This window comes from Kitasatospora sp. NPDC004615 (genome assembly GCF_042873545.1).
GTDB lineage: Bacteria > Actinomycetota > Actinomycetes > Streptomycetales > Streptomycetaceae > Kitasatospora.
Window position 1 is genome coordinate 1,414,341 of the sequence record NZ_JBIALQ010000001.1, and the last position, 6,840, is coordinate 1,421,180.

At 72.8% G+C, this 6,840-nt stretch carries 4 protein-coding genes; 1 reads left to right on the forward strand and 3 read right to left on the reverse strand.

Annotated features, from left to right (window positions below; translation table 11 throughout):
- Window positions 1-7 precede the first annotated feature (7 nt).
- From ACFYS8_RS06270 to ACFYS8_RS06280, 3 genes are all read right to left on the reverse strand, one after another.
- Window positions 8-2,773 carry a tetratricopeptide repeat protein gene (locus tag ACFYS8_RS06270; RefSeq protein ID WP_387636458.1) on the reverse strand — a complete coding sequence of 922 codons (2,766 nt, stop codon included), beginning with the start codon at window positions 2,771-2,773 and terminating at the stop codon, window positions 8-10.
- Between the two features lie 121 nt (window positions 2,774-2,894).
- Window positions 2,895-3,317 (reverse strand): hypothetical protein, encoded by a 423-nt coding sequence (locus ACFYS8_RS06275; RefSeq protein WP_387636461.1) that lies wholly within the window; start codon window positions 3,315-3,317, stop codon window positions 2,895-2,897.
- 350 nt (window positions 3,318-3,667) lie between these two features.
- Window positions 3,668-4,201 (reverse strand): PH domain-containing protein, encoded by a 534-nt coding sequence (locus ACFYS8_RS06280; RefSeq protein WP_387636464.1) that lies wholly within the window; start codon window positions 4,199-4,201, stop codon window positions 3,668-3,670.
- 822 nt (window positions 4,202-5,023) lie between these two features.
- Between ACFYS8_RS06280 and ACFYS8_RS06285 the strand changes: the two genes are divergently transcribed.
- Window positions 5,024-6,016, forward strand: coding sequence for an alpha/beta fold hydrolase (locus tag ACFYS8_RS06285; protein ID WP_387636467.1), 993 nt, complete (start codon window positions 5,024-5,026; stop codon window positions 6,014-6,016).
- Window positions 6,017-6,840 lie beyond the last annotated feature (824 nt).

Consider the following 6,840-nt stretch of genomic DNA (forward strand, 5'->3'; position numbering starts at 1 on the left):
GCCCCGGTCAGCCCCCGGCTGCGCGCAGCGCCGCCGCCAGGCACCGGGCGGCCCTCCTGGTGTCCGGGTGCTCCTCGCCGCGGACCCGCCCGGAGATCGCCCGGGCAGCGCGCCACGCGGTGACGGCCCGATCGGTCAGCCCTACCAGGTCGTAGACGTCGGCGAGCAGGACGAGCTGGTCCAGCGTGCGCGAATGTTCCTCCCCGAAGATCCGCCGCACGTCCGCCAGGAGGTGTTCCAGCTCCTGGACGATCGCGTCGTAGCCCCCGCACTCGGCCCGCGCCGTCGCCAGATCGCTGCGCGCCGTCAGGGTCATCGGATGCTCCGGGCCGAACACCCGCCGGCTCGCGGCCAGCGTCTGTTCGAGCAGCGGGATCGCAGACTCGGCATCCTCCGCCATCACGCAGGTGCGGCCGAGGCCGCTCCGGATCATGAGCACCTCCGGGTGGTCCTCGCCGAGGACCCGGACGGCGGTGGCGAGCGTCCCCCGGTACAGCTCGATCGCCATCCCGTACTCCGCGACGGCGTCGTAGGCGTTCGCGAGGCTCGAAGCCATGCGCAGCGCGGTGGGGTGCTCCTCGCCGAGGACGCGGCGGGCGTCGGCGGCGACCGGGGCAAGCATCGCCAGCGCCCCTTCCGGATCGCCCGCGTCGAGTCGGGCGTGGGCCAGGTTGTGACGGGCCAGCAGGGTCGACGGGTGGTCTTCGGCGTGGATCCGCCGGCGGTCGTGGAGGTTCTGTTCGAGCAGGGGGAGGGCCTGTGCGAAGTCCCCGCCCTCGGCGAAAGCGCCCGCGAGGTTGTTGCGGATCGTCAGTGTGTCCGGGTGGTCGGGGCCCAGGACCCGGAGACTGTCGGCAAGGGCTTGCTTCAGCTGGGGAACCGCCCGCCGGCTGTCGCCGAGGGCGAGCTGCGCGGTGGCCACGTTGCTGCGGGAGTGCAGCGTGTTCGGGTGGTCGGGGCCGAGGATCCTCTCGTAGTCGGCGAGGTTGCGGTCGAGCAGGGGCAGCGCCCGGGCGAGGTCTCCGGCGGCGCTGTACGCGACAGCCAGGCTTTCACGACAGGTGACGGTGTCGGGGTGCCCGTCACCCTTCACCCGGCGGTAGCCGTCCAAGGTCAGCTTCAGCACGGCGATCGCCCGGTGGGCTTCTCCGGCGGCCAGTTGGGCGCCGGCGAGGTTGGTCCACACCCCCAGCGTCCTGGGGTCCTCCTCGCCGAAGACCCGGCGCACATCGTCCAGGATGTCCTCGAACAACCGGATCGCCCGCCTGGCGTCACCGGCCTCGCGCAGTAGGTCGGCGAGGTTGTTGGTGCAGACCAGAGTGTCCGGGTCGGCGCGGTCGGTCAGTCTCCGGAATCCGTCCCGGGCCCGGTTCACGAAAGCGATTCCGGTCGCCAGGTCTCCCTGCGAGCCCAGGAAGATCCCGGCCTGGTTCAGGGCGGCCGCGGTCTTCAGGTCGTCGGTGGCCGGGTCCGCATGTTCGGCCAGGGCCGCGATCTGTTCCGTCAGCCATCGCCAGACGGGCCAGTGACGCACGTCCTTCGTGGTTTCGGGCATCGCCCCGACCAGTAGACCGGTGGCCCGCGTGCGGGCCCTGGCGATCGCCTCCGGTGACCGGTGCGGATCCGCCGGATCCGGCGTCCGGGCCACCGCCTGGACCAGCCGGTGCACCGTCAGGAAGCCGCCCCCGTCGGGCCCCTCCGACCGGCGGGCGATCATGCTGTATGCCGTCAGGCGCCCGAGCGCGTGGGCGAGTTCCGGTTCGGCGGCCAGGCCGTCGAGCAGTCGGCGGGGAATGCCGGTCGGCGCGAGCCAGGCCAGCACCCGCAGGACCTCCCCGACCAACGGGGTGTCGGCGACACGGTCCAGTGTGATGCGCCAGATCCGGGCGATGGTCCGGTCCGGGTCGGTGTGCTCGTCGCCCCTGTTGTAGGCCACGACGGGCTGCTCGGCGAGCAGCCGGAGGTAGGCGTGCGCCCCGGTGGCGGTCTGCGCCAGGTACGCGCCCGCCTGGACGACGGCCAGTGGCAGGTGGCCGAGCGCCTCGCACACCTCCCGGCCTCCGGGCGGCGGGGCGGGTCCGCGGCCCGTACTCGCGGCCAGCAGGCGGAGCGACTCCTCCGCGCCCAACGATTCCAGCACCTGCGTGTCGGCCCCGATCCGCTGCCATCCGACCGAACTGCGACTGGTGATCAGGAACCGGCCGGAGCCGGAGATCCCGGCGAGCAGCGGAGCGAGGCTGTCGGCCGCCGTCGCATTGTCGAGCACCACCAGCCACCCATCGTGCGCGGACAGCCAGGCCAGCGCCCGTTCGACCAGCGCCTCGGAGGCCAGCAGGCTCGCGGCGGGTTCCAGGGCGAGGGCGAACCTGCGCAGACCTGCCGCGATCGCGGGGGTGTCGTCGGCCGCGAGCCACACGACCTGTGAGTAGCGATGGCCGTGGGTGCACACGTACTGCGCGGCCAGTGCGCTCTTGCCGACGCCACCGAGACCGTGCACGGCGTGCACCACCACGCCGGGCCCCGGCGCCAGGGCCCGCGCTATTCGGGACAGCGCGTCGAGCCGTCCGACGAACGACTGCACCCGGCCGGGGATCCCCACCGGCCCCGCGGTCGGCGGAAGTTCGTCGATCGCCCGCAGCGGCGGGAGCCGCGTGACGGTGATCGGGGAGTGGTCGCCGGTGGTGATCTGACCGTAGTTCGACCCGGCGATCAGGACCGCTCGTTGGCCGGTGACCCCGACGGGTGTGCCGGGCCAGGGCCCGGCGGATGTCACTCCGGCCCCGAGATCGGGGAGTGGTCGCCGGTGGTGATCTGACCGTAGTTCGACCCGGCGATCAGGACCGCTCGTTGGCCGGTGGCCCCGACGGGCGTGCCGGGCCAGGGCCCGGCGGATGTCACTCCGGCCCCGAGATCGGCGAGTTGTCGCCCGTGGTGATCCTTCCGCCGTGGTTGGTCCCGACGGCCACCGACCGCTCCCCGTCGGCCTGGACCGGCGAAGCGGCCGGCACCGGCGGAAGCATGGCGGCCACCTGCGCGGCCAGCTCCGGGTCCGCCAGCAGGAGCCTGCGGACCTGCAGCCGCAGCGCGGCCAGCGCGTCCGGGTTCAGCCGGTCCTCGGCGAGGTCCTCCACCGCCGCCTCCAACGGCGCCGGCACGGGGGCGCGGTGCAGCAGTCTGGCCAGCAACCGCTGCCCCAGCCCGACCGTGGCCCCGGCTGCGGCATCCTGCGTCCGCCGCAGCACCTCCACCCCGTAGGCACCGACTGCTGCGCCGATCGCCGGCACGACCTGACCGACGATCACATCCACATCGGGCACGACGTCTCCTCCCAGCCGTCCGGTCACCCACCAGGCTAGCCAACTACGCGTGCCACCGGGCCTGTTACTCCAAACCGGCAGGGGTGCCGGACCAGGTCGTCCAGGAGATCTGCTGCACCGGCTCGCGCCCCGTCACCGTCCGACATCGAGGCCACCACGCAGGTGCACCTTCGGCCCGCGGTGCCTGCCCCCACGATGCCCTGCCACCTGCCGACAATCCCGGCGGCGCCCGCAGCCGGCCGGAGACCCGGTCCTTCACCATCGCCGGCTGCGCCTACACCGTCAGCCAAAGCACCGACGCCTCGATTCACCCGGGCGCGGCGGAGGCGGGGCCGCTGGAGCCGCCCCGGTCATCGGTTCTTGGAGGTCATCCCGTCGGACCCGTGCTGGTACTCCTGCGCCTCGTCCATGGCCTCGTAGATCTTGTTCTTGAGCCCCTCGGGGTCCGGAACATGCCTCAGCGTCAACATCCCCTGCTCGGAGGCCGACTCGACGTTGAGCGTCCCGCAACGGATGATCCGCTCCCACAGCGAAGCCTCGAACGAGATGTCGTTCACCCGGAGGAGCGGAACGCTGTGACCGGTCTTGGTCAGGAAGCCGCTGCGCAGGTGGAGCCGCTTGGTGGTGAGGATGTAGACCGTGCCACGCCACTTCATCAGCGGGATCAGCCAGTACCGCAGGGAGACGAACAGCGCCGCGGCGAGCACCACGTAGCTTCCCACCCTGCCCCAGCCTTCGCCGCTGGGCAGCAGCCACAGGATCCCGCCCGCCACGACCCAGGTGAGGCACAGCACGACGAACTCGCCGACGAGCTGCGTCCAATGCTGCCGGGTGACGTAAACGAGGTCTTCGTCCTCGGCGAGGTGGCGGTCCACAGTAAGCATGATGTGCATCCTGGCACACCACCTCCCGTCCGCCCACGGGCTTACCAATCACCACCGCTCCAGCACCTCGCCGTCACGGCCTCCACCGACACGAACCCCTCGCCACCCGGGGAACGGGCGAAGGCAACCTCCCCGCCCGAGGCCAAGACCCCCGCCCTCCCGAGCCTGGCCCCACGCCCGGCCTCCTGCCGGACGCCGCACGGCGCACCAGCACCCACTGCCCCACCGGCCACTGCCCGCACGCCAACCGGCCCGGACGAACGAGCCATCAGGGCCCTGGCCTGCCCGCGCGTACGCCGGCGCGCGCGGACCGGGCGCTCTCCACTGTCGGCGATCGAGTGCGCCCGCTACCGGCTCGAAGCCTTCGACACCACCCACGCGGTCCGTACGACGCCCCGCCACTGCGTCCGGACCCGGCGGGCGAACGATCGGCACAGGTCACGCGCCTCGTCCACTCGCACTCCCCCGCCGGCGGAGCGGGGTGCCTCGCCGCTCCCGGGCGAGGACGTGGTGAACCTGGAACCCGCTCCGCGCTTCGCGAACCACGACCCGCAAGCAACGCCTGGGCTATCTTCGAGACCTACCTCGACGCGATGGCGGCGCAGGCCGCCGCACCGGTGGTCGCCGAATACACCGGCGCCCTCGCCGCAGTCGACGAGTTCACGCTCAAGAACGCCGCCGCCATGGTCGAAGTCGCTCCGGATCGACGCCGGGCTCCTCGGCCCGTTCAGCACCCTCCCCCGAAGACCGGTCCGCGCCGCCCCGCCAGGGGGCCACCGATCCACCGTCAGCCGTCGTCCATCAGCGTCCTTGGAGCACCGCGTGGAACTCTCCCGGCCCGGAACCCGCAACCACCGCCGACTGTTCGGCGCGGCTCCAACGGCAGCCGTCGCACCGAGCGCGACGGCGACCAGCGCCGCCGCGACCCCCGAACCCACCTCCGCCGGCGAGCGACTCCCCTCGGGGTTCAGCGAGCACCGCACCGTCGCGGCCGGTATCGGTCTGCACTACGTCATCGGCGGCCACGGCCCGACCCTGGTACTGCTGCACGGCTACCCGCAGACCTGGTACGAGTGGCACCGCATCATGCCCGCCCTCGCCGAGCACTACACGGTCGTCGCCCCCGATCTGCCAGGCGCCGGCCAGAGCGACGCCCCGCCCTCGGGCTACGACAAGAAGACGATGGCCGCCGAGATCCACGCGCTGCTGGCATCACTCGGCAAGGACCAGGACGTGCGGGTCGTCGGCCACGACATCGGCACCATGGTCGCCTACTCGTACGCCGCGCAATACCCTTCCACGGTAAGAAAGTTGGTGCTCAGCGAGGCGCCGATCCCGGACGACGGCATCTACCAGTTCCCCGCGCTGACGAAGAACGGCCCCGGGGTGTGGAACTTCGGGTTCTTCAACGTGACCAACGGCCTGCCGGAGGACATGATCCGGGGCCGGGAGACCACCTGGATCGCCGGCTTCATCGACGGCCTGGAGGGCGTCAAGGGCGCCGTCACCCCGGAGGACATCCGGGTGTGCGCCCACTACCTGCGCGACCCCGCCCACCTGAGGGCGAGCCTGGCGTGGTTCCGCGTGTTCCCGCAGGACATCCAGGACAACGCACGGTTCCGGCAGACCCCCCTGCCGATGCCGGTGCTCGCCATCGGCGCGTCGGGCAGCCTCGGCCCAGCCGTCGGCGAGCAGGCCAAGGCGTACGCCTCCGACGTCACCGGCGTGACCATCGCAGACTCCGGCCACTGGATCTACGAGGAACACCCCGAGGAACTGACCGCTCTGCTGCTCGACTTCCTCGGACGCCCCTGACCATCTCACCGAGGCGCCCAAGCGCCGACGAACCGTCCGCCACACGTCGGCGATGTCCGCCTGCCGGCCTGCGGAGTCGGCGGCGAGCACTTCCTCACGGGCATCTGGCCGAACCGCCCACCCTGCTCGCCATGGGCGCACCCAGCGGCGCCTCGTACCTGCGCCTGGTCTCCGCCCACTTCGCCCGTGCCTACCGCTGCTGAGGCCTGGAGAACCGCGAGGCCGCGCTGGGCCTGGTCACCGACTCCACCACCGGACAGGACGATCGGCACCGGCCCCGCCGCCCTCGCCTCCACCGAACGCCTCCCGGCGACCCTGCCGGAGCCGTCGACGCATGCGAGGAGCGGCCTGACGATGGTCGTACCGCAGGTCTCCGCTCACGCCCGGGCTCAGCCGACCTCGACGCCGTCCACGGCCCGCAGCACCGAGGCCCGCTCGTCGTCGTGGTGCCCGAGCGCCCGGACCGGCACGCCCCCGGCGCGCAACCGGTCGAGGACTGCTCGTCCGACTTCCCCGACGCGCCCGCCGACACCGGTGACAAGGACGGCCGTCCGGCACCGTCCGAACCTCGACCGACGCCGATCCCACCCCGCGCACTCCCCACACGCCGGGGCCGCACTCCACCTGGGTCCGCCACCGCGACTACGTTCGCGGCGACCTCGTCCCCCGTCTCGCACACCGTCCGCCTCGACGACCTCGCCCACGAATACGTCCCCGCCGTGGGCGGGGCCCCCCCCGCGGGCGCGGCGGGGGGGGGGGGCGCGGGCGCGGGGCCCCCCCCCCCCCCCCCCCCCACGGCCCCCGGGCGGGGGGGGGGGCGGCGG